The 19,907-nt window shown below is 69.7% G+C and carries 13 protein-coding genes; 7 read left to right on the top strand and 6 right to left on the bottom strand.

What is annotated here, in order from left to right:
* Window positions 1-284: 284 nt before the first annotated feature.
* Both ACSRUE_RS31215 and ACSRUE_RS31210 read right to left on the bottom strand, forming a co-directional pair.
* The gene (locus ACSRUE_RS31215; protein ID WP_441286773.1) at window positions 285-1,721 is read right to left on the bottom strand and encodes a DUF1552 domain-containing protein; all 1,437 of its coding nucleotides are present in this window, start codon (window positions 1,719-1,721) and stop codon (window positions 285-287) included.
* Entirely contained in the window at window positions 1,718-3,409 is a 1,692-nt protein-coding gene (locus ACSRUE_RS31210; RefSeq protein WP_441286772.1) for a DUF1592 domain-containing protein, read from the bottom strand. Before ACSRUE_RS31210 ends, ACSRUE_RS31215 begins: the two co-directional genes overlap by 4 nt.
* 849 nt (window positions 3,410-4,258) lie before the next feature.
* Between ACSRUE_RS31210 and ACSRUE_RS31205 the strand changes: the two genes are divergently transcribed.
* Window positions 4,259-5,311 (top strand): LacI family DNA-binding transcriptional regulator, encoded by a 1,053-nt coding sequence (locus tag ACSRUE_RS31205; protein ID WP_437767883.1) that lies wholly within the window; start codon window positions 4,259-4,261, stop codon window positions 5,309-5,311.
* Window positions 5,312-5,652: 341 nt separating this feature from the next.
* Entirely contained in the window at window positions 5,653-6,858 is a 1,206-nt protein-coding gene (locus ACSRUE_RS31200; RefSeq protein ID WP_441286771.1) for an endo-1,4-beta-xylanase, read from the top strand.
* A gap of 236 nt (window positions 6,859-7,094) precedes the next feature.
* Here ACSRUE_RS31200 and ACSRUE_RS31195 read toward each other — a convergent pair whose 3' ends face one another.
* The gene (locus ACSRUE_RS31195; RefSeq protein WP_441286770.1) at window positions 7,095-8,300 is read right to left on the bottom strand and encodes a vWA domain-containing protein; all 1,206 of its coding nucleotides are present in this window, start codon (window positions 8,298-8,300) and stop codon (window positions 7,095-7,097) included.
* Between the two features lie 650 nt (window positions 8,301-8,950).
* Window positions 8,951-10,201: an ADP-ribosylglycohydrolase family protein gene (locus ACSRUE_RS31190; RefSeq protein ID WP_441286769.1), complete on the bottom strand. Its 1,251-nt coding sequence runs from the start codon at window positions 10,199-10,201 to the stop codon at window positions 8,951-8,953.
* Between the two features lie 292 nt (window positions 10,202-10,493).
* Between ACSRUE_RS31190 and ACSRUE_RS31185 the strand changes: the two genes are divergently transcribed.
* From ACSRUE_RS31185 to ACSRUE_RS31170, 4 genes are all read left to right on the top strand, one after another.
* On the top strand, window positions 10,494-13,265 hold the full coding sequence (locus ACSRUE_RS31185; protein ID WP_441286768.1) for a DUF2961 domain-containing protein: 2,772 nt from the start codon (window positions 10,494-10,496) through the stop codon (window positions 13,263-13,265).
* A 240-nt stretch (window positions 13,266-13,505) separates the two neighbouring features.
* On the top strand, window positions 13,506-14,528 hold the full coding sequence (locus ACSRUE_RS31180; RefSeq protein ID WP_441286767.1) for an ABC transporter substrate-binding protein: 1,023 nt from the start codon (window positions 13,506-13,508) through the stop codon (window positions 14,526-14,528).
* Between the two features lie 7 nt (window positions 14,529-14,535).
* Window positions 14,536-16,056 (top strand): sugar ABC transporter ATP-binding protein, encoded by a 1,521-nt coding sequence (locus ACSRUE_RS31175; RefSeq protein WP_441286766.1) that lies wholly within the window; start codon window positions 14,536-14,538, stop codon window positions 16,054-16,056.
* A complete protein-coding gene (locus tag ACSRUE_RS31170) occupies window positions 16,053-16,994 on the top strand; it encodes an ABC transporter permease (protein ID WP_441286765.1) in 942 nt (313 codons plus the stop codon). Before ACSRUE_RS31175 ends, ACSRUE_RS31170 begins: the two co-directional genes overlap by 4 nt.
* 46 nt (window positions 16,995-17,040) lie before the next feature.
* Here the strand turns inward: ACSRUE_RS31170 and ACSRUE_RS31165 are convergent, their stop codons facing one another.
* Both ACSRUE_RS31165 and ACSRUE_RS31160 read right to left on the bottom strand, forming a co-directional pair.
* Window positions 17,041-17,847, bottom strand: coding sequence for a phytanoyl-CoA dioxygenase family protein (locus ACSRUE_RS31165; RefSeq protein WP_441286764.1), 807 nt, complete (start codon window positions 17,845-17,847; stop codon window positions 17,041-17,043).
* Between the two features lie 159 nt (window positions 17,848-18,006).
* Window positions 18,007-18,459 (bottom strand): hypothetical protein, encoded by a 453-nt coding sequence (locus tag ACSRUE_RS31160; protein ID WP_441286763.1) that lies wholly within the window; start codon window positions 18,457-18,459, stop codon window positions 18,007-18,009.
* Between the two features lie 258 nt (window positions 18,460-18,717).
* Here ACSRUE_RS31160 and ACSRUE_RS31155 point away from each other — a divergent pair, with 258 nt between their 5' ends.
* Window positions 18,718-19,884 carry a hypothetical protein gene (locus ACSRUE_RS31155; RefSeq protein ID WP_441286762.1) on the top strand — a complete coding sequence of 389 codons (1,167 nt, stop codon included), beginning with the start codon at window positions 18,718-18,720 and terminating at the stop codon, window positions 19,882-19,884.
* Window positions 19,885-19,907 lie beyond the last annotated feature (23 nt).

Here is a 19,907-nt window from a genome sequence, read left to right as displayed (position 1 = left end):
CAGAGCGACAACCGGGTGGAAACCCCGGAAAAGAACAGGAATTTGAACCGCCAAGCGCGCCAAGGACGCCAAGAGTGTGGTTTGTTCTTGGCGTCCTTGGCGCCTTGGCGGCGCATTTCTCGCTCGATCAACGTGATCGGTGTCCCAGGCGTTCACCAAGCTCGGTCGGTCACGTTCAGGGCACGAAACCCGCCCCCTTCACCCACCATCGTTCACCAACGTAAACGTTCGGATGTGAGAAGATGCGGCGTGAAGCTTAATTGACGCCTACGTCTGGCCCACGTTCAGCCGAACAGCCCCTCGATCGCCGTGGTGTGCTGGTCGTTGTCCCCCATCACGAGATCCGGGACCCCGAAGGAGCGCGCGATCGCCATCCACAGGTCGTTGGTGGAGCGGCCGCCGCGGTTGCCGTTGGTCCACACCTGCCCGCCGCGCAGCGTGGTGCCCTCGCCGCCGAACAGCACCCACGCCATCTTGTCCCAGTTGTGGTGCCGCGTGCCGACCTCCGTGATGTACGGGACCAGCGTGGTGTCGAGCAGCGTCCCGCCGGTCACGTCCTTGGTCTCCGCGAGCTCCTTCAGGAAGCCGGCGACGTAGCGGGCGTAGAACTCCTCCACCCGCGTGAGGAACTCGAGCGTGTCGGGCGTATCGGGATCGTGGCTCGTGGTGTGGTGCACCTTGAAGATGGAGGAGTTGGGCGGCCACAGCTCGCCGAAGCTCACGTGGTTCGTGCCAGGGGACCACTGGAACGTGACCATGCGCGTCAGGTCGCAGCGGAACGCGGCCTTGATCACGGCGAAATGCAGCGTGCCGATGCGCGCGTGCTTCACGTCGTCGCGCTCCGAGACGACGTGCGAGCTGCCGTAGGGATCGATGTGCCCGCTCACCTGGATGACCTCGGGCTCCTGGGGCATACCGCAGGTCGCGGGATCCCTCGGGTCCGCGTCGAACTCCGCCTCCACCTCGCGGATGGCGGCGGCGTGCCCCTCCAGCGCCTCTCGCTGGGAGCTCGGCGCGAGGCTCTGAAGGCGCTTCAGGTCCTTCATCGCGAAGTCCAGCACGCTCTTCTTTTGCAGGCGCGCCCGCGCCAGGGCATCCAGGTTATCGCTCGTCGGGCCGCCCGGCATCAGCGTGCCGAACACCCGCCGGTACACCTCTTGCGGCTGGTAGTAGGGCTTCATCGGCGCCCGCGCGCCCGAATAGGACATGTGGCGGGTCGACACCTCGGGCGTGTCGGCGCGGTTGTCGCAGGACACCTGGAGCGACGCGATGGGCGTGCCCTGGAACTCGGCCGACTGCTTCACGAGCAGCTGGTCGATGCTCGGCGCCTCGGCCATCGGATCGTCGCCGCCGTTGCCCGGGTACAGCTGCTTGGTCCGCGCCCCCGTGCACATCAGCACCGTCCCGCGCTCGTGGCCGCCGCCGACGGACCCCTCGTGCGGCAGCTTCAGGTCGCGCATCACGACCATCCGGGCCTTCATCGCCTCGAACGGCGTCAGGATGCGGGAGAGCGTGAAGTTGGTCCCGTTCCCTTGCGGCCAGTAGTTCTCGTACACGGTGCCCACGGGGCGCTGCACGATCAGCAGGCGCCTCGGGGGCGCCGCGCCCTCGGCGGCCGACTCGAGGCCCTTGAGCACCGTCATGAGACCCGCGGCGGCGCCGATGCCTTGCAGGAAGCGGCGGCGAGACCATCCGTAAGAAAGGTTGTAGCCCACGGTCATTCCTCCTTGGCGCGCTCGGTCAGCGCGGGCGACGTCACGATGGCTTTCACGACGTTGGTCAGCGTCCGCTGGCCCGCTGGCAGCGCCTCGATCACGCGCTCGACCTGACAGTCGCGGGTCTGGAGCGTCTCATCGTCCGTGCCGTAGGTCAGCAGGTGCCGCGTGATGCAGGCGGCGAACCCGTCGTTCTGCGCGACGGCCTCGGCGAACTCGACGGCGCTCGCGTAGCTCCCCGCGACCTCGGCGATGTTGCCCAGGTTGACGCGCGCGTCGATCGGCTCCCCGTCGAGGGTGTCGCGGTACCGGCCGACCGGATCGTAGTTCTCGAGCAGCAGGCCGAACGCATCGAACTGGGCGTGACACGCGGCGCAGGTGGAGTTCGCAGCGCGCGCGTCGGCGCGCTCGCGCTCGGTCATGTCGGCCTCGAGCAGCTCCTTGATCGCGTCCGAGAGCGACTCCGGGGGCGACGGGATCTTCCCGAGGCAGAGAAGGGCGCCGCGCACGAAGAGCCCGCGCGCCACGACGCTCGTGTTGTCGGTCCGGGCCAGCGTCGCGAGCAGGCCGGGCTGCGTGAGGATCCCGGCGCGCTCGTCGGCCGGCAGCTCGACCTTGGTGAACTCCTCCGGGCTCGATCCCGTGTGCTCCACGCCGTAGACCTTCGCGAGCACGTCGTTCACGAACGTCTCCCTCGTGGTGAGCAGCTCCGACACGTCCCCTCCGCGGTTCCACAGGAGGTCGTCCACGAGCAGCTCGGTCTCGTGGAACATGCTCGCCTGGAGCGCGGAGGTGTACTCGGGGAAGAGCCCTGGATCCTTCACCGTGCCGAAGAGGTTGCTGAGCCCCCACGCCGCGATCAGCGTGGTGTTCAGGCTGCTGCGCGTCTCGGGTTTCCCGAGGAGACGCTCGGTCTGGCGCGCCAGCTCCTCCGGATCGTTCAGGGCCCCGGAGTCGGCGGCGGCGGCGAGCTCCGCGTCCGGCACGCTGTCTGTCAAGAAGAACGAGAGCTCGCTCGCGACCTCGTGCGCGGCGAGCTTCACCACGTCGCCGTCCGCGTCGCCGCCGAGCTCGGTGCGGTAGGAGAACGAGGGGGACGCGATCAGCGCCTCGACCGCGAGCGAGACGCCCTGCTCGTAGCTCGTCTCCTTCCCGAGCGCATAGACCGACCACAGGTTGTCGAGCTCCGCCTGGTCCACGGGCCGGCGGAACGCCCGTTGCGCGAACTTCGTCAGGAACGTCTTGGCGCAGGCGTCGTCTCCGTTGGGGGCGCACCCCGTCACCTGCTCGAAGCGCCCCGAGATGCTCTCGGCCGCGTAGGCAGCCCTCGCGAGCCGCGTATGCACAAGGGAGGTCCCCACGACAAAGCCCTTCTTGGCGAACGGCTTCATCCGCGCGTCCGGCGCCTGCTCCGCCTCGATGGCCTCGTCCCCCAGGAGATCCCGGATGGCGTTCATGAACTGCAGGTCGGCGAGCAGCACGACCCGTCGTTCGAGCCGCGGGTTGCACACGGCGTCTCCGCCGCCCGAGGAGCTCGTGCCGCCGCCCGTCGGGTTCGCGCCGGCGCCCGAGGAGCCCGAGGAGCCCGAGGTGCTCGATCCACTGCCGATATCGCCCACGCACCCTGCAACGAGGAGCGATGTGCACGCGGCCGCTTGCAACAGCCGGGAGACCACCCCGCTGTGAGTGGACATTTTCACCTCCCATCGATTGCACGCGGCGTTCGGACCGCTGTCGCGAGTGGAAGATTTCATGGCTCCGGCTGCGCGACGTCGGCCATCGAGCCACCTCCGCGCTTTGCGGGGCGCACGCCCCAAGGTGGCGGCCAATAAAGAAGATAGCTTCACACGATCCCTCCTGTGAGTCCGCCCTGCTCTGTGAAAACGTGCCTTCCTGACGTCTGGGGCTGCGGTAGACGAGCCGGCGCTGCGCCGCGTAACACCTCCACGAACCGCCGCTGCCGCGCGGCCGACCCCAGCTGGCTGCGGCGCGGGAGGCGAGCGCGCCGCGCAGCAGGTCAGGCCCCCTGTCTCTCATCGCGCTGCCATCGATGACGGACACCCAGGTGCGTACGACGATGACCCAGCCGGCGCAATGTTTTAAGGATGTCCCCCGAATTGTGAGCGTTCACATGGGCCATGTCAACTGGAATCGACCGGCGCCCAACGATTTCTGAACCGGTTGAGTCGGAGGGCCAGCAGCGCTCCTCCGGAGCGCCGCCCTCAGGGGAGGAGAGGCCGGGCTGCCGACCTGGTCGAGCTGGCCATGCCCGCCAGCAGACGTCGGCATGCCGTTCGCATGGGTCAGATATGACAGCCGGCGTGAAATATGCGGGATCGATCGCGGCCCCACCGGGAATGGCATCTACGACGACGAACGACCAGCGTCGGTGCCGCGCTCGATCCCGATGGCGAGGATCCTCGGCGCGCACCCGCCAAGTGACGCGAAAGCCGAGTGAAATGAAGAATTCCGACCAGTTTGTGAACGCTCACATTGAAGAACTCCGTTCCAATCGAGCGGTCCGCGACTATCCTCCCGCGCCGATGGCTGACAAATCTCTTCCGATGCGCCGCGTCAAGAGGGGCGGCGGGCGGCGGGCCGCGGTCATGGTCGACGTGGCCAAGCTCGCTGGCGTCTCGTATCAGACGGTCTCGAGGGTCCTGCACGACAGCCCCCACGTGCGCCGCGACACGAGGGAGCGGGTGCTGGATGCGATCCGCCAGCTCGACTACCGGCCCAGCTCGGTGGCGCAGGCGCTCGTCACCGGACGGTCGCGGACGCTCGGTGTGGTCAGCTTCGACACGACGCTCTACGGTCCGGCGTCGACGCTCCTGGGGCTCGAGGAGGCGGCGCACGACGCGGGTTACGGCGTGAGCATCGCCAGCTTGAAATCGTTCAGCCGCGCGCCCGTGCTGGAGGCCGTGCAGCGGCTGCGCGACCAGGGGGCCGACGGCATCGTCGTGATCGCCCCGCAGCGGTCGGCGGTGGACGCGCTCCGCCACGTCACCTCCGATGTGCCGGTGGTCGCGGTCGAGGGCGGTCCGGACGATTCGGTGCCGGTGGTCGCGGTCGACCAGCTCGGGGGCGCCGTGTCCGCGACCCGCCACATGCTCGATCTGGGCCACAAGACCGTGTGGCACATCGCCGGCCCGACCGACTGGCTCGAGGCCGACCAGCGCATCGACGGCTGGCGCTCGGCGCTGCTGGCAGCCGGCGCAGAGATCCCGCCGCTCCTGCGGGGGGACTGGAGCGCGCGCTCCGGCTACGAGCTCGCCCCGCAGCTGACGCGCACGCCGGGCGTCACCGCCGTGTTCGTGGCCAACGACCAGATGGCGCTCGGCCTCCTCCGCTTCCTCCACGAGAGCGGGCGCGAGACGCCGCGCGACATCAGCGTCGTCGGCTTCGACGACATCCCGGAGGCGGCCTACTTCACGCCGCCGCTCACCACGGTGCGCCAGGACTTCTCCGAGCTCGGGCGCCGGTGCCTCCACGTCCTGCTCGGGCAGATCGAGAGCGGCCAGCGCTCGTGGTCGCGGGTCGTGGTCGAGACCGAGCTCGTCGTGCGCAAGAGCACGGCCGTCCCCCGGCGCCGGTGAGACCGTGCGCGCTCTACCGTACCGACTCCGTGATGTGTTCACGGACCGGGCCTTTAGCGGGCAAGCCAGGGGCACCGAGCCGGGCTGCCGCTTGAGCTGCAAAGTTGCTTCATGATTGTGATATGCGCTGTCGATGCATGTTTCCTGTCAGCCAGGAACTTGCGATGTAGGACGCTTCGCGCGCGTGTCGTGATCACTTCCAGGTGTGGCGGGAATCATCCGTCGCGAGTTGCACGGCGTGCGTATCGCTGAGCGTGGGCGCCGCCGTTCGTGCCGCTGCCCCTCGGCGTTCTCGCTCCCAGCTTCACCAACGACAATCGTCCGATTTGCGGAAGTCCAACATGAACAAGAAGCGTTCTTCTCGATTGCTGTGCAGCACGGCCTGGATCGCGCTCGGCATGGCGACCCTCCTTGGATGTGGCGATGGGGGCGACGGGGTTGACGACGGCGTGGGCGGCTCGGGCGGGGCGGGGAGCGCCAGCACGAGCTCCGGCAACGGCACGAACAGCAGCTCCAGCGCCAGCACGACGACCGGCGTCGGCCCTGCCACCAGCAGCAGCTCGGGCGATCCCGCGACGACCAGCGCCACCTCCGGCGGCGCGACCACGGGGGTAGGCGGCGGGGACGCTTCGACCAGCGCGTCGAGCAGCGCGTCGACCGGAACCGGCGGATCCGAGCCCGAGGGGAAGTTCGTCGGCAACATCACGACGAGCGGCGCCGTGCGCGACGGCTTCGCGAAGTACTGGAACCAGATCACGCCCGAGAACGAGGGCAAGTGGGGCTCGGTCGAGAGCTCCCGCGGGAACAAGAACTGGAGCTCGCTCGACAGGACCTACAAGTACGCGCAGGACAACAAGATCATCTTCAAGCACCACGTCTTCGTGTGGGGCAGCCAGCAACCCTCCTGGGTCGGGAGCCTCTCGCCGGACGAGCAGAAGAAAGCCGTGCGGAGCTGGATGGAGGAGTTCTGCAAGCGCTACCCGGACACGAAGTACATCGACGTCGTCAACGAGCCGCCGCCCCACACCACGCCCTCGTACACGGCCGGCCTCGGCGGCAACGGCGCAAGCGGCTGGGACTGGATCGTCAACTCCTTCAAGTGGGCTCGCGAGTTCTGCCCGAACGCCGTTCTGATCCTCAACGACTACAACAACATCGAGTACGAGAACGAGCACAGGCACTTCAAGGACATCGCGAAGAAGGTGATCGACGCGGGCGCCCCGGTCGACGCCCTCGGCGCGCAGGCGCACGACGCCTTCAAGATCAACACCAACACGGTCAAGGGATACATCGACTCGCTCGCCGAGCTGGGCAAGCCCGTGTACATCACGGAGTACGACATCGGCGAAGCGAACGACAACAGGCAGAAGCAGATCATGGAGGAGCAGTTCACCATGTTCTGGAATCACCCCAAGATCCCGGGGATCACCCTGTGGGGTTACATCGTCGGCAAGACCTGGAGGACCGGCACCGGCCTCCAGCAGGAGAACGGCACCATGCGGCCGGCGATGCAGTGGCTGATGGACTTCCTGGACCGTGGTGGTTGACGCGGAGCCGGCGCGCTGAGCTCTACGAGCTCCCTCGACCGAAGGAGCTCGGGCGCGCCCGCATCTCGTACGGAGGCCGGCGCGCTCTCTCCAGGTCTGCGTCAGTCTCTCTGGCCTGAGCCGGGTTCACGACCCGATCCTGGATCGTGAACCCACTCGCAGGGTGCGTATCGGGAGGCGAGCAGCTGGCCGGCGCCTCCTCGCGAAGAGCCGTGTCGGTCAGCGAGCGCCGTCGATCACTGGGGCACTTGGAGCACGTCCTCGCAGGTGAAGTCGACGCCCAAGGAGACCTCGACGTCGGCTTGGACCACGGCGCACGTATCGTCGCAGAGGACGATCGCCGTCGGGTTCGCAGGGTCGTCGTAGCGCCATGTGCCCGCGGCCGCGCAGGCCTGGTCATACGTGAGGGTCGTCGGCATGTTGGTCGTGGCGCTCGTGTAGGTCACGTTGACCTTTTGCTTGTCGAAGCTCCTCCCGTCGGGCGGCGGAGGGATCGGGATCGTGCACGAGACCGCGGCGCCGCGGATCTTCTCGATCGCGGCCTTGAACGCGGCCGTCGTCTGCGCGGGATCGCCGGTGTTCAGCATGGACGCCTCTCCCGTGCCGCCCGCAGCGGCGATCTCGTGCAGGTTCGTGAGGCTGGGCGGCGCGCCTTGCCCCTGCGGACTGTCGACCCCGATCACGAAGGTCGAGATGTTGCTGGAGAGCGCGGCCTCGACGTTACTCACGACGTCCGCGAGCGTGTTGCCTTGCCGGCACCCCTCCGGATAGCCGTCGGTCACGAGCACGATCGCATATTTCCCGGGGTTCTGCTGGCGCTGCGCCTCGATGAAAGCGACGGTGCCTTCGACCGCGAACGCCGTCGGCGTGCTGGTGCGCCACGAGAGCCTCTCGCTGATCTCCGGCTCGATGACGTCGATCGCCTCGCCGAACGCCGGGGAGGGCAGCGGCGTCATCGGGACATCCGGGGTCGAGTAGTCGGCGGCCTGGCACGCCTGAGTCGTCTGAGCCGAGCTAGGGAAGAACGTGAGCGACGCCTGGAACCCGGTGGACGCGGGATCCACGAAGAACTGCTTCGTCGCGGCCACGACGGGATCCCACTTGAGATCCTTCCTGCGCCACTCCACGTCGCTCGCCGTCATGCTGGCCGATACGTCGAAAGCGAACACGAGGTACACCTGTTGAAACCCGGCCTGGGACGACTGGGTGGCGCACGCCTCCCCCGCGCCCGTCGAGCCCCCGCTGCTGGCGTTGCTCGAGCCCGAGTTCCCGCTCGAGCCCAGGTCGTCTCCGTTGCCGAAGTCGTCGTTCCCGGTGCCGGTGCTGGTGCTGGTACCGGTGCCGGCGCCGGCGCCGGAGCTGCCGGTGCTGCTCTGCGAGCCAGTTCCGCCCTCGCTGCCGTCGTTGGTTCCGCCGCACCCTGCGCCGATCAAAGCCACCATTGGCAAGGCAATGGCTATCCTAGGCAATCTCATGAGCCGACTCCTCCTCGAACGCGTGCCAGCGCGGTCCGCGGGCACGAAGTTATCTGGCAACGAGAGGTCTCCGAACGTGGAATTTTCTATTGACGCGCCTTGCCGGAGCCCCGGGATCGGTGACGAGTATAGTCGATGACGCTGATCTTTGCGCGGGATACGGTCCGAAAAGGCGCAGCGTCGAGTCGTGGCCGTCATCGCGCAATGCGATCCCGATCGCCCAGCCAGCATCGTCGCCGGCGTGAAATCTCACATCTGCGCGCCGTGGGTGCTGGGCTGCGGCGCCCTCGTGGCGCGCGCTCCAGGCGCGGGAATGGATGTGTTATCGTACAGCAATGCTGCACGCGCTGATCGACAGAGCGGCTCGCGTGCGGGTCGCCCTCTCGGAAACCGACCCCATTCAAAGATTCATCGACGCATCGAACTGCCACGGTTCCACGCCGCCCGCTGGGCGTGAACTCGAGCATCTCCCCGGGCGGCGTATCGACGTCCGCGCCGGTTCGAGGCAAGATTCCGCCGTGCTCTGGCAAGGGGCTTCCTTGCTCACGCCGGATGGCGATTGGCTGTTCGACGCCCAGGGGGACCTCGACTCGAAGTACCAGACGTGGGACGTCAGGTCATCTCGCCGAGCGAGGAGCGCGGGGCCGCGGCCCGGACCCGGGTGCGGCGCGCGCGCTGGGTCCTGCGCCGTCGCGGGGGCGAGGCGGGATGACCCATCGGGTCGGCTCGACCTGGCCGCCCCCTTCATGCACGGCGAGGTCGACCAGCGCGGCCATCCTCGTCGCTACATCCGTGAAGGTGTCCTCGGCCTCGCGATCCTGCGGCAGCCGATCCGGCAGGGTGGGGCGCGTGCGGTGGATACGATAACGGTCGGACAGGCGCGCGCCGGGGAAGGCGCGGCGCAGCTCCTCCATCCCGCCGATGAGCGCGACGAGCGAGCCCATGGTCGCCGTGCCGTTGTCGGAATCCCAGCCGGACAGGGTGCCGATCTGGACGGTGCGGCGGAAGCTCCCCTCACCGAACAGGAGGGCCAGCGTCGCTGTCGCCAGGTTGATCGCGGATTCCGTGAACCCTCGATAGACGAAGCCCGACGCCTGGGCCCGCTCCTGGTAGCGATCCGCAATGGCATCGCGGGTGCGCGCCCAGTCGTCGCGATCGCTGGTCGATAGATAGGCGGACAGCACGAAGTCGATGACGTCGGCGGCCTTGGACTCCGCCGGCAGGTAGCTCCTGGCCTCACGGACGATGCGCACGATCTCCTGTCGCCGCGGCTTCTCCAGATCGACAGTCGCCGCGAGCGAGAAGAGGAGAACGTGGAACTGCGCGGCGTGCGCGGCGTGATCGCGCGCGGTGGTCCGGATGGGGAGGTCGGCGATCCGCAGCGCCAGATCCGGCATGCCGGGCGCGAGGGCGCCGAAGATCTCCGTGGTGAGCTGGGCGTCGATCTGGAGCGCGTCCGGATTGAGCGCCGGATCGCTCGTCGCGGGGGGCAGCACCCCGCGCTCGAGGAGATCGCGCGCCCTCCGGTTGGAGACCCAGATGAAGTCGTTGATGTGCGCGCGCCATCCGTCTCGGATTCGCTCCGGGGAGAGGAAGAGCGTCCCCGCCTCGGTCATGAGGTGGAGGTAGACATACTCGATGTCGGTGTCATCGTCGGCCGGGCAGGGGTCGAGGAGGACGAAGTCGATCGGCGCCCCGTCGCGCCCCAGGGGCTTTCCCCAATCAGCGTCGGTGAAGAAGGGGCGCTCGATGCGGACGCCCTCGGTGCGAAGCCCTGTCCAGTTGGCGATGCACGCGCCGCTCCACATCGCGCGGAGCCGCTCGGCGTAGGCTGCGCGATCGAGCTCTAGCCGCGGCCCAGGGGACATTTCCGGGGCGCCCCGTTGCTCCATGGGAGCGGCGAGCGCGCGGCGCGGCGCGTCGCCGGCGCCCGCGAGCGGCGTGAGAGAGAGGAGCGCGAGCAGGAGGCCTCGCGCGCATGCGCGTGGCCCGACGCTGGGCGAGCCTTCGACAGAGCGTCGATCGCGGCGGGTGCGCATGAATTACCCCCCTCGAGTGCGCGATCGGTGCGCCGCGCATGTCCTCGCTTCGGGGCGGTGCAAGCGAGGTGCCTCGCCGAGCCCGCTCCCCTGGCGCTGTCCGCGCCATTAGGTTTCGATCATGAACGCCGGAAGTCTCGATGGGCGCGGCGCGCGCGCGCTCCTGGACCGCATTGTCTCGAGCGCGGCCCGCCATCTCCTCGGCGCGTCGCTCGCCATCGCGCCGGGCGCCGCGTCGATCACGCCGGTGCTGGAGGATCTCCTCTCCTTTCATCCCGGGTGGATGACACGGAGCGTGACCACGCATGACCCTGCAGGGGGCAACGAGGATGGATATCGCCCGGGGGTCGCGCTCGAGGGGGACCACCGGGTCCTGTTTCACGCCCGCGGGGAGGGGAGAATCGCGCGGATCTGGATGACCGCCCCCCGCGCGGAGCTCGAGAGGCCGGACCAGGAGATCTGGATCGAAGTCGACGGACACACGGCGTTCCGCGGGTCGCCCGGCGATTTCTTCGGGGGCAGGGGCCCCTGGAGATCGCCTCTCGTGCTCGACGTGGACGCGAGCTCGGGCGCGTACACCAGCTACGTCCCCTTCGCCTGGTCGAGCGAGGCCAAGGTCCGCTTCCGGGGCGTTCCCATCTATTACCAGATCACCTACCGCGAGGGCCCCGGGGCCGCGTCGGGACCGACGCCCGAGGAGCTCTCGCGATTCATGACGGAGGAATGGACAGCCACCCTGCCTGCCCCGCCGCGCCGGGAGAGCGTGAGCGCCAGCGCGCCGCTCGTCCTGGCGACTGGCCCCGCGACCGTATCCGGGATCGACGTTCACATCCCGGCGGGGCGCTTGAACGACCTGTCGGTGAGGATCGGCGGACAGCCGCCGATCCCCGCGTCGTTCTTCTTCGGCCTCGCCAGCTCGGGCACCGACGCCGACGGCGGATGGACGACCTTCCGGAGCGCGCTGCACGCCGCCTGGACGCCCGACGCCGCAGGGACGGGCAGGCTCGCGACGCGCCTGCCGATCCCGCTGGCCGAAGGCGAGGTGCTCTCGATCGAGGCCGCGCCCGGGCGGGAGATCGCGGGTGTCGAGGCGGCCGTCGACCTCGCGCCCGCCCGCCGAGGCGTGCGGCTGATCGCGCAATACCGCGATCAGAGGGCCCCCGGACGCGAGACGACGATGCCCCTCTTCGAGAGCGATGAGCCGCTCCAGCTCGTCGCGCTCCTCGAGGAGATCAGCGGCGGCCGGCCGAACGATCGGACGTACCTCGAGGGCGACGAGATGATCCGGACCGACGGGATGTCGCACCCGCTGCAGATAGGGACCGGCACCGAGGACTACTTCAATGGAGGCTTCTATTTCCTGGGCGCGCACCATAACCCCTTCAGCGGGCTGCTCCGCTTCCTCGTCGTCGATCCCGAGGATGGATGGAGGAACGCCACGTTCGTCCATTCCCTGTACCGCCTGCACGTGGCCGATCCCATCGTGAGCCGCTCCGGTCTGCGCTTCGGCATGGAGGCCGGGCCGACCGGCGCCTACACGCCGCTGCGGGTGCGCTCGCTGGGCCTCTCTTACGCCTTCTCGGATCTTCAGGTGGTCGGTGAGCAGAAGGTCCGTGCGGCCGGGCGGCAACGGCTCGTGCGTTCGGCTGTCGACGCCGAGCGGCTGGAGCTCTGGCGGCGATCCTGGTCCAGCGAGGGCCGCGGGATCACCCGGATCGAGGTCGCATGCCCGTCCGATGCGCGCGGCCTGTTGCTGCTCCGCGCGTACTCCGCGGCGAACGCCCCCCAGACGGCGCGCGTGAGGCTCGACGGGCGGGAGGTCGGCGTGCTCCACGAGATGCAGGCGAACCCTGTCCGGTCGCTCGCCGAGGACGCGCTCTGGATCGACCTCCTCCCCGAGCAGTGCGGCGCAGGAAGGCGCCCGGTCCTCGAGATCGACGCGACACAGTCTCCGGCGCCGTGGAGCGAGCGGGGGTACACGCTGCGGTTCTTCTCCGGGCCTCCCGCGCCTCAGCTCACGCAGGGGCCCGCGGTGAAGATCTTCGACTCGGAGAGCCTCCCCGGGGGGCCGTTCTATGTGAACGATCACGCGATGATCCAGCTCGCCGACGGCCGCTGGATCCTCACCGGGATCTTTCACCGCGAGCCTTATCGACCGGACGCCGAGCGCGAGTTCGTCCTCGCCACCGCGCCTGGACCTGGGCCGGTGAGCTGGATGGAATCCGTCTCGCCGAGCCTCACGCTGGCGCCGGAGCGCTTCTCGATTCGCGCCCTCTCCGACGAGCGCTGGATCTGGGCCCCGCACATGGTCCGGGACCGGGACGGCAGCCTGGTCATGATCTTTCACGTGGGCACGCACGACCCCGACCGATCCGGCTTCCGGATCGCGCGCTCGCGCGACGGATTCACCTGGAGCCGCGAGGGAGGGACGCTCTTCGAGGAGTTCTGCGTCGCCCGCGATCCGATGCTCGCCCGGCTCGGCGATCTATGGGTTGTGTACTATACGCGCTGCGCGTCGATCGAGTCGCCGCTGAGCGGCGTCGCCTACCGCACGTCGCTGGATCTCTTCCACTGGAGCCCGCCGGCCATGGCGCTCACGCTCGGGCCGGAGACGGCGATGCGCAACAGCGGTTATACCGAGTCGCCGTTCGTGTTCGAGCGGAAAGGGTGGTTTTACCTGACGCTCACCAGCTATCCCGTCGACTACGACGCCACGTTCGTCTACCGCTCGCGCTCGCCGTTCGCGTTCCCGCCGCGCGCCCTCGCCCGGCTGCGCGCCCACGCGGCCGAGTGGGTCGCGGAGGGCGGCGACTTCGATTCGGGGCGCCTGTTCTTCACGCACGCAGGGGCCGGGAAGGGCGGCGTGTTTCTCCAGGAGCTCTTCGGCCTCTGAATTGAAGTCGGCGCCGCCGAGCTGACTGAGCGGCGCCGTCCGACCCGGGTCGACCGGCGCGCGCGCTCGTCGGTTCGACCCGGGTGAATGACGAGCTGCAGGCGAGCGTCGCGCCGGGATGAGCTTGCCCGCGCCGGGGGCAGCCGAGAACTCCCAGGGTGCTTGTTGGACGGATCTCCGCCGGCGACATGCTCGCCCGCGCGAGCGTGGGCGCGATCCGTCGACTATCCTCTCGCGCCCATGAGCGTCCATGTCGTCGTGTGCGCGTTCGCGATTGCCGTCCTCGCCGCGTGCTCCAAGACGTCGTCATCGGCGACGACGTCCACGGATGCAGGCGCGGGCGCGAGGGGCGGCGCGCGCCTCCGCATCGCCGTCGTGCCGAAGGGGACGACACACGAGTTCTGGAAGAGCGTGCACGCAGGCGCGGTGAAGGCCTCGCGCGAGCTCGACGTCGACGTCGTGTGGAAAGGGCCGCTCCGGGAGGACGACCTCAAGGCGCAGGTCGATGTCGTCTCGAGCTTCGTCGCGCAGGGCGTGTCCGGCATCGTGCTCGCGCCGCTCGACGCCACGGCGCTGAGGGCGCCGGTGCGGGCGGCGAGGCAGGCGAAGATCCCGGTGGTCGTGTTCGACTCCGATCTCGCCAGCGACGATCACGTGAGCTTCGTCGCGACCGACAACGAGGCGGCCGGGAGGCTCGCCGGTGAGCACCTGGGCAAGGCGATCGGCGAGGGCGGCAAGGTCGTCGTGCTCCGTTACCAGGAGGGCTCGGCGAGCACGCAGCACCGCGAGAAGGGGTTCCTCGACGCGGTCCGCGCGATGCCCGGCATTACCATCGCGAGCGAGAACCAGGTTGGCGGCGCCACCACGGAGTCGGCGTTCCACAAGAGCGAGAGCCTGCTGCTCGCGCAGAAGGCGGCGGAAGGGGCCATCGCCGGGGTCTTCACGCCGAACGAGTCGACGACGTTCGGGATGCTTCAGGCGCTCCGCAAGGCGAACGTCGCGAGGAAGGTGAAGTTCGTCGGCTTCGACGCGTCCGAGAAGCTCCTCGGCGCGCTCCGCGAGGGGGACATCGAGGCGCTCGTCGTGCAGAACCCGTTCAACATGGGGTACGTCGCGATCAAGACGATGGTGGCGCACCTGCACGGAGAGAAGGTCGAGGCGCGCATCGACACGGGCTCGCGCGTCGTCACGAGGCAGGACCTCGACGACCCGGCGGTGCAGGAGATCGTGAGACCCGACCTCGCCAGGTGGCTCGGGGAGTGAGCGGCCCGTGGGCGGAGAGCGCGCGCCCGTCCTCGCGGTGACCGGCCTCGCGAAGGCGTTCGGCCCGAACCCGGTGCTGCGCGGCGTCTCGCTGCGGGTAGCGCCCGCGAGCGTCCACGCGCTCCTCGGCGAGAACGGCGCGGGCAAGAGCACGCTGGCGCGCGTCCTGCTCGGCATGGAGCGCGCGGACGCGGGCGCGATCCTGCTCGGAGGGGCGCGGTACGCGCCGGCGTCGGCCGAGGAGGCACGCCGCGCGGGCGTCGTCCTGGTGCCGCAGGAGCGGACGCTCTGCGCGCACCTCACGGTCGTCGACAACGTGGTGCTCGGGATCGAGCCGCTCGCGCGCGCGCGGCTCGGGATCCGGGACCGCTCGCGCGCACGCGCCGTGGCGCGGGCGGCGATCGCGCTCGTCACGGCCGATCCGGGCCGCGTGCCGCTCGACGCGCGCGCCGGGGAGCTCGGCGTCGCCGATCAGCAGCTCGTCGAGATCGCGCGGGCGCTCGCGCAGGGTGGCCTCCGCGGGGACGGGCGGCTCGCGGCGCGGCTCCTCGTCCTCGATGAGCCGACGTCGAGCCTGAGCCAGTCGGACGCCGCGCGCCTCTTCGAACGCGTCGGCGCCCTGCGAGGCGCCGGCCTCGCGGTGCTGCTCGTGACCCACTTCCTCTCGGACGTGCGCGCGCACGCCGATCGCTACACGGTGCTCCGCGACGGCCGCGTCGCGGGAGAGGGCGATCCGCGTGAGATCGAGCCGGCGCAGATCGTCCGCGAGATGCTGGGCCGCACGCTGGATGACACGCGCGCGAGCGCCGACACACGCGCGAGCGCGGTGTCCGAGGCGGCGCGCCCGGACGGCGGCGAGGTGGTGCTCGAGGCCGACGGCGTCTCCGGCGTGAAGCGGCCGAAGCGCGCGTCGCTGACGCTGCGCCGGGGGGAGATCCTTGGCATCGCCGGCCTCGTGGGCTCGGGGCGGACGGAGCTCCTCCGCATCCTCGCGGGGCTCGATCCGAGGCGCGGCGGGACGGTCGCGCTGCGCGCTCCTCGCGGGATCGGCCTGCTGAGCGAGGATCGCGGCGGGGAAGGGTTGATGCTCGGCCGCTCGCTCGCCGAGAACGTCTGGCTCTCGCCGCGCGCCCCGCGCCTCGCCAGGCCGAGATCGGTCCTCTCGGAGGGCGCGCGCTGGATCGAGAAGCTCGCGATCCGCGCACGCGGGCCGGAGCAGCGCGCCGGCGAGCTCTCGGGCGGCAACCAGCAGAAGGTCCAGATCGCGCGGCTGCTCCGCGAGGACTTCGACGTGCTCCTCGTCGACGAGCCGACCCGCGGCATCGACGTGGCGAGCAAGGCGCATGTGCTGGCGCTGCTCCGGGAGCTGGCGCGCGCCGGCAAGGCGATCGTGCTCGTGTCGAGCCAGCTCGACGAGCTCGTCACGACCTGCGATCGCATCGCGGTCCTCCGCCGGGGGACCCTCGACCCGCCGCGGCCCGCGTCGTCATGGACCGAGGCGTCGCTCCTCCTGGAGGCATCCTCGTGAAGAAGCGTCCGCCGTGGGTGGGGCCGCTCGTCGCGCTGCTGCTCGTCTACGCGCTCTTCGCGGCGCTGACGCCCGACACGTTCCTGCGCAGCCAGAACCTGCTCACGATGGCGCGGCAGACGGTGGTGGTCGGCATCTGCGCCGTCGGCATGACGCTCGTCATCGCGACCGGCGGGATCGACCTCTCCACGGGCTCGCTCGTCGCGTTCACGACGGTCGTCCTCGCGAAGCTCCTGCGCGCGGGGGTGCCGGCGCTCCCGGCGGCGCTCGTCGCCGCGGCGGCGGCGGGCCTCGTGGGCGCCCTCGTCGGGACGCTCGTGGGGCGGGCGCGGATGGTGCCCTTCGTCGTGACGCTGGGCACGATGAGCGCGCTGCGCGGCGCCGCGAAGGGGCTCGCGTCCGAGCAGAAGATCGACGCGGATCCGCGCGGGCTCGACGCGCTGCTGTCGTCCGATCTCACCGCGCCCGGGCTGTGGATTGCGGCGGCGCTGGCGATCCTGGTCTTCGCCGTGCTCCTGTTCACGCGCTTCGGGCGGCACGTGTTCGCGGTCGGCAGCAACGAGGCCGCGGCGCGCCTGTGCGGCATCGACACGGGGCGCGTGAAGCTCGCGGTGTACACGCTGTCGAGCCTCCTCGCCGGCGTCGCGGGGGTGATGGAGTTCTCGACGCTGACGGTGGGCGACCCGACCGACTCGATCGGCCTGGAGCTCGAGGTCATCGCGGCGGTGGTCATCGGCGGCGCGCCGCTCTCGGGCGGCGAGGGGAGCGTCGCGGGGAGCGTGATCGGGGCGCTGCTCATCACGGTCATCCGGACCGGCGGCGTCCACCTCGGGTTGCCGAGCTGGGTGCAGGAGATCGCGACGGGCGCGATCATCGTGATCGCCGTCGCGGTCGACCGGGTGCGGCGCGCGCGGGGGGCGCGCGCGGCCGCGGGCTGACGGTGATTCGACGCGCGCGGCCGGTGTGTCGAGGCGTGTCCGATGCTCACGGATCGCCGCGCAGCGCCGCGCGGATGGCTTGCTCGACGGGTGAGCTCTCGCCGTCTTCGCGATCGAGCCGCAACGGTTCGGTTGGAAGCAGGGGCGGCTGGGCCAAAAAGCGCGGGCGCGTGCCGCGGTGCGGCTGCGCTGCGTGGACCAGGAACGGGTGGCACAGGTAGGCCGTTCCCGCCTCGCCGGTCGCGAGCACCTGCGGTCGCTGGGCCGTCTCGGCGAAGCCGTTCGCGGCCAGCTCACGCAACGTCAGCCCCGGCTCGCCTGCCGGCGCGAGCTGCCGCGCGATGTCCAGATGGGACCCCGCCCGGATGCGCGTCGGCGCGTCGGATTCGCCGACGTCCGAGAAGAGGAACAGCATGAGCAGCGCGCGGCCGCGCGACGCGACGTTCACGCGCCATGACATGAAGTCGGGGTTCTCGGTGCCGAAGCTCATGTCGACGTGCCAGCCGGCATCCCCAGGATCGTCCGGAGACGGGAAGCGCACGGGGAAGGTGCCCAGCGTGTTCAGCGGTTGCCAGCGCCCGCGGCCGACCAGCCGATCGAACGCGGCCCGCAGCACCGGCGTGTTCACCGCCTCGGCGAACGGCCGCTGGCCGTACAGCCCGAGTCGAACGACCGGCTTCGTCCAGGTCTTCGGATCGTGGGGATCCATCCCGGTGTCACGCCACAGGATGGCGCGGCCCTCGTCGGCGAGGACCCGCGGGAACGCCGCGTCGATCCGGACGAATCCATCGGCGATGAAGCGCTCGATCTGTTGATCGTTCAGCTCGACCATGGCGTGCGGACCAGTTTGCATGGCCGCTCCCGAGGTGGCAAGCGGACCACGTCGGGCTCGCCTGGCGTCGTGGGCCGCGCAGCGGCGGCCTCGGCGCCCGGATCAAGGGCGGGGGTTCGGGTGCACATCGCTCGCCGTGCGGCGGAGCTCCACGGCTTCCGCCTCGGTTTGCGGCCGCCCTCAGGGGATCTGCACCTCGGTGGAGCCGATCTTCTTCGGATCGTTCGGATCGTTGATGTTGTCCCAGCGGCGGTACAGCTCGACGGCAAAGACCCCCTTGCTCAGGCCCTTGATGGCCATGTCGATGTCATAGCGGCAGTCGCACCCGGCCACGGACCCGGGGTCCATGTCCACGGGTTGTACGAGCACATCCACCCTGCTGTCGGCGATCCGGACGAACCCTTCCACCTCCTGATCGCATCGGAACTGCGCGGCGCGGTACTCGAGGTGAACAGCGCCGCGCTCGGGCGTCGCCACGAGCGCCTCCTGCACCGTGTCGTCGTACGCGCCCGCCTTGCACTCGCTCTGGGTGAGGCCCTCGATCGCCTCCGCATCCTCCCAGCCCTCGGGCAAGTCCGCCCCGCCGCAGCCGACCACCAGGAGCGCCGCGACCATCCACGCTGTGTTTCGCATCTCATCCCTCCGATGAGCCATCATTGCAACGCGTGTGCCTGGTGTGTGCGCCCAACCTCACAGGGCGCAGCGGTTGATCTCGGGGGACATCCGTGTCGCGGGTGTGCCATGGGCTCTTCGGTCGCTGTGGGATCGATGAGCGGACCGCCGCACGACGGAGGTACTCTGCGATGATGCTGGCGACTGGCCACGCGAGGAGCGGCCGCCCGAGAGGTGTCCACGCCGCTGAGCAAAACCTTTCGGATCGAGGAGGGCGTGATGCGTCGATCGCTGGGACTGATCTTGTGCTTGTCGATGGCGACCGGGGTTGCGGCTTGCGGGGACGACCCGGATGGGGGCGACGGGGGGACAGGCACGGGCGGCGCCGGAGCGACGAGCGCCTCGGGGGCCGGCCCGGGCTCGGGCGGCTCGACCCCGGAGCCTCCGGTGCATGAGGGCGATGGCCCCGCGGCAGGCAACGCAGAGGGGAGCTGCGCTGTTCCGGCCGAGGCTCAGGCCGCCGACACGTCGTCACCGACGACGGTGATCGGCGACGGGACGCCGGAGAGCTGCACCTCGGAGGCTGTCGTCAGCGCCGTCGCAGCCGGCGGCATCATCACGTTCGACTGCGGGCCGGAGCCGATCACCATCACGCTCGAGGAGACGGCGAAGATCTTCAACGATACCGGCCCCGAGATCGTGATCGACGGCGGCGGGCTCGTGACCTTGAGCGGCGGCGGGCAGCGGCGGATCCTCTACATGAACACCTGTGACGAGGCGCAGGTCTGGACGACGCCGAACTGCGACAACCAGGACCACCCGCGCCTGACGGTCCAGAACCTCACCTTCCTCGGGGGCAACTCGACGAACGATGACGACGAGGGCGGCGGAGCCATCTTCGCGCAAGGCGGGCGCCTGAAGGTCGTCAACTCACGCTTCTTCAACAACACGTGTGATCCGACCGGCCCCGACATCGGCGGCGCCGGGATCCGGGCGTTCATGCAGTACAACGGCCTGCCGCTCCACGTGGTGAACAGCACCTTCGGCGGCGCCGAAGGCTACGGGAACGAGTGCGCGAACGGCGGTGGCATCAGCAGCATCGGCGTCTCCTGGACGGTCATCAACAGCCTGTTCTCCCACAACCGCGCGCTCGGCAACGGCGGCAACCCCGCGATGGCCGGGACGCCGGGCGGCGGCAGCGGCGGGGCCATCTACAACGACGGCACCACGATGACGCTCACGCTCTGCGGGACCCGGATCGAGCGAAACGAGGTGAACGCCCACGGGAGCGCCATCTTCTTCGTGAGCAACAATCACTCCGGAAACATCGTCATCGACCGGTCGGTGATCACCAACAACATCGGCGGGTCGTGGTACCCGACCTATCCGCAGATTTCGAACCACGACGACACGCCGATCATGGTCACGGCGTCGACCATCGAGTGAGCGCGGCCGGGCCACCTCGACCT

It is taken from the genome of Sorangium sp. KYC3313 (genome assembly GCF_052075895.1).
GTDB classification, from domain to species: Bacteria; Myxococcota_A; Polyangia; order Polyangiales; family Polyangiaceae; genus Sorangium; species Sorangium cellulosum_B.
This window is presented reverse-complemented; position numbering and strand designations above follow the sequence as displayed.

What these genes read in the sequence shown, in the direction of transcription:
- ACSRUE_RS31205 (WP_437767883.1), top strand. Translation starts at nt 4,259, where the DNA reads ATGGCTGACAAATCTCTTCCGATGCGCCGCGTCAAGAGGGGCGGCGGG.
- ACSRUE_RS31190 (WP_441286769.1), bottom strand. Translation starts at nt 10,201, where the DNA reads ATGTCCCCTGGGCCGCGGCTAGAGCTCGATCGCGCAGCCTACGCCGAG.
- ACSRUE_RS31160 (WP_441286763.1), bottom strand. Translation starts at nt 18,459, where the DNA reads ATGCGAAACACAGCGTGGATGGTCGCGGCGCTCCTGGTGGTCGGCTGC.
- ACSRUE_RS31210 (WP_441286772.1), bottom strand. Translation starts at nt 3,409, where the DNA reads ATGTCCACTCACAGCGGGGTGGTCTCCCGGCTGTTGCAAGCGGCCGCG.
- ACSRUE_RS31185 (WP_441286768.1), top strand. Translation starts at nt 10,494, where the DNA reads ATGAACGCCGGAAGTCTCGATGGGCGCGGCGCGCGCGCGCTCCTGGAC.
- ACSRUE_RS31200 (WP_441286771.1), top strand. Translation starts at nt 5,653, where the DNA reads ATGAACAAGAAGCGTTCTTCTCGATTGCTGTGCAGCACGGCCTGGATC.
- ACSRUE_RS31165 (WP_441286764.1), bottom strand. Translation starts at nt 17,847, where the DNA reads ATGCAAACTGGTCCGCACGCCATGGTCGAGCTGAACGATCAACAGATC.
- ACSRUE_RS31215 (WP_441286773.1), bottom strand. Translation starts at nt 1,721, where the DNA reads ATGACCGTGGGCTACAACCTTTCTTACGGATGGTCTCGCCGCCGCTTC.
- ACSRUE_RS31180 (WP_441286767.1), top strand. Translation starts at nt 13,506, where the DNA reads ATGAGCGTCCATGTCGTCGTGTGCGCGTTCGCGATTGCCGTCCTCGCC.
- ACSRUE_RS31155 (WP_441286762.1), top strand. Translation starts at nt 18,718, where the DNA reads ATGCGTCGATCGCTGGGACTGATCTTGTGCTTGTCGATGGCGACCGGG.
- ACSRUE_RS31195 (WP_441286770.1), bottom strand. Translation starts at nt 8,300, where the DNA reads ATGGTGGCTTTGATCGGCGCAGGGTGCGGCGGAACCAACGACGGCAGC.